This is a genomic window from Weissella sp. DD23 (assembly GCF_001579105.1).
GTDB lineage: Bacteria > Bacillota > Bacilli > Lactobacillales > Lactobacillaceae > Weissella > Weissella cibaria.
Map to the genome: position 1 here is coordinate 25,075 of NZ_KQ970397.1, position 2,983 is coordinate 28,057.

Sequence of the window (2,983 nt, forward strand, 5' to 3'; positions counted from 1 at the left end):
GCAGCGTTAGCCGGTGCGTTAGCTGGTCTGGTGACCGGTTTGATCTATACCAAGGGTAAGGTCCCTATTTTGCTAGCCGGTATTTTAACAATGACTGCCATTTATTCGATTAATTTGCGTGTCATGGGTCAAGCGAACCGGTCGCTACTTGGGAAAGAAACGTTGTTTACGGCGCCTTTCTTAGACTTTTTGCCTAAAAATTTTCCAACGGTTATGGTGGGGTTGCTCATTATCATTGTGGTGACAGGTGCCACGGCGGCATTTTTGCAAACGGAATTGGGGCAGGCGTTTATTGTGACTGGTGATAATCGTGCAATGGCACGTTCGTTAGGGGTCAATACGGATAATATGACTATCATGGGGTTGATGGTCTCGAATGCCTTAATCGGTCTTGGCGGTGCTTTAGTCGCACAAAACAATGGATTTGCCGATGTAAATATGGGAATTGGGGTTATCGTGGTAGCGTTGGCTTCTATTATCATTGGTGAAGTTATTTTTACCGATCAAATGACGCTGACGGACCGGTTGATTACGGTTGTGATTGGTTCAGTCCTTTATCGTTTTGTCTTGGTCATCGTTTTGTATCTTGGCTTTAACGCGAATGATTTGAATCTCTTTAGTGCTGTTGTCCTTGGGTTGGCATTGATTTTGCCACAGCTACGCAAGTACTTCAAACTGGATAGTGTATTACGTAAGGGGGTAGCCTCACATGACTAAGACAAGTTTAAGATTAGAAAATGCAACGGTGGTTGTGAATCAAGGAACACCTGAAGAAAAGACGATTTTAGATAACGTCTCATTGACGCTTAACGAAGGTGATTTCGTCACGGTGTTGGGTTCAAACGGAGCGGGTAAATCAACCTTGTTCAATGTGATTGCAGGGTCCCTGATGTTAACTGACGGTCATGTTTATCTTGGTGATCAAGACGTGACGCGCCTAACTGAAACACAACGGACGAAGTTCTTGGCCCGGGTGTTTCAAGATCCTAAGCTTGGTACGGCACCCCGCATGACGGTTGCTGAGAACTTATTGTTTGCTGAACGGCGAGGACTGTCACGGCGTCTAAAGTGGCGTGGTCTGACCAAAGAAAAATTGGCTGAGTTTGCGACGGTTGCGGCAACAATGGGAAACGGACTCGATGCACGTTTGCATGTCGCGACTGGTGACCTATCGGGTGGACAGCGGCAAGCCTTGTCATTTCTCATGGCGACAAGGCTACGACCTGAGTTATTGTTGCTTGATGAGCACACGGCGGCGCTTGATCCCAAGACCAGTGAGCAACTGATGCGCGTCACGGACCAACGAATTCGGGAAGACGCATTAACCGCGCTGATGATTACACACCATCTTGAAGATGCCATTCAGTATGGTAACCGACTAATTATTATGTCTGCTGGAAAAGTATCGTTAGATGTTGCTGGTGCGGATAAGGCGAAATTGACGGTGCCAGATTTGCTGGAATACTTTAATCGTTATTAATAATCAAATAGAGTGAGACAAGAGACGCTTTTGAGGCTGAGACAGAGACTTCTGTCCCAGCCTCTTTTGTTGCTGGTTAGAGACTTAACCTGATGTTTTCCTAAATGACTGAATAAGTGGTAAATTAGAGGGTGAGTTTTTTGCTGGAGGTATGGTATGAAAATAGATCGCACAAGACTGCTTGTTGTCGGTCGTGCAGTAATCGTAGGAATATTAGTTGGTGTTGTTGTGAGTGCTTTCCGCTGGCTAGTGGAAGCCATTTTAGAACAGTGGCGCCTTATCTATCATCAAATTGGCCATGCTACAAACTGGCCAATTTGGTTAGTTGGCACAATCGTTGGGATGATTGGTTTGACCGTTTTGGTGGGGCAAATTATCAAAGGCGACCCAAATGTCAACGGATCGGGAATTCCACAAGTTGAAGGACAATTGGCCGGTCAGATGACGGTTAATCCATTTTCTGTGCTCTGGCGCAAGTTCACAGCGGGCTTAATCACAATTGGATCTGGTGCGATGTTGGGGCGTGAAGGGCCATCCATTCAATTGGGATCTGCCGTGGCGCAGTTATATGGTGAAAAGCGAGGGTATGACGCCCGTGATACGAAATTAATGATTGCAATGGGGGCAGCAGCTGGTTTATCAGCAGCATTTGGTGCACCCGTAGCTGGTACGTTGTTTGTGGTAGAGGAAGTTTATCGGACCTTTTCAATGTTGGTTTGGTTGGGTGCTTTAACGAGTGCCGTTGTGGCTGATATGGTGAGTGTGAACGTGTTTGGATTAACACCCGTGTTACACATGGCTAATTTGCATGCGCTACCTTTGCTTGATTATGCGTGGTTGCCATTATTTGGGATTTTGCTCGGATTGTTTGGTTATGTTTACCAACGGGCAACGTTGGCAGCGCCTAAGTTATTTGCAGGGTTAACGTGGCTACCACGTCATTATCACTTCATTGTGGTCTTTATATTAATGCTACCAATCGGGATTTGGTTGCCTCACTTACTTGGTGGTGGGGCCGGGTTAATTTTGAACCCAACAACAGCAACCGCTTCAATTGGATTATTAGCTCTTATTTTAGTGATTCGGTTTGCTTACTCAACCTTAGCCTTTGGTTCTGGGGTCCCAGGTGGTATTTTCTTACCTATTTTGACACTCGGTGCTGTTGCTGGTGCCTTATATGGCGCAATATTGGTGTACTTTGGCTGGCTGCAGCCAACTTATGTATTAGACATGATGATTTTGGGGATGGCTGGCTATTTTGCCAGCATCTCTAAGGCCCCATTTACGGCCATCGTTCTGATTGCTGAAATGGTTGGTTCGATGAGTCATTTGGTCGCCATGGCAATGGTCGCGTTGATTGCGTATCTTGTGGTCGACTTTTTGGGTGGTGAACCCATCTATGAGTCCTTGCTGGCCCGGTTACGTTTATCCGATCAGCTGACGAAATTACGGGGACGCCTCGAAGAAATGACGATCGTTGTTGCACCGGGGAGTGCACTGGAA

At 46.4% G+C, this 2,983-nt stretch carries 3 protein-coding genes; all 3 read left to right on the top strand.

Annotated elements, in window-relative coordinates; translation table 11 throughout:
• On the top strand, nt 1-717 hold a 717-nt coding region (locus WEIDD23_RS10050; protein ID WP_062358955.1), incomplete at its 5' end, for an ABC transporter permease.
• Nucleotides 710-1,480 (top strand): ABC transporter ATP-binding protein, encoded by a 771-nt coding sequence (locus WEIDD23_RS10055; RefSeq protein ID WP_010373352.1) that lies wholly within the window; start codon nt 710-712, stop codon nt 1,478-1,480. The genes WEIDD23_RS10050 and WEIDD23_RS10055, both read left to right, overlap by 8 nt.
• Nucleotides 1,481-1,636: 156 nt before the next feature.
• A partial coding sequence (locus tag WEIDD23_RS10060) for a ClC family H(+)/Cl(-) exchange transporter (protein ID WP_062358956.1) occupies nt 1,637-2,983 on the top strand: 1,347 nt, incomplete at its 3' end.

Bases quoted from the DNA above. Each gene is read 5' to 3' on its own strand.
- WEIDD23_RS10055 (WP_010373352.1), top strand. From the start codon at position 710: ATGACTAAGACAAGTTTAAGATTAGAAAATGCAACGGTGGTTGTGAAT.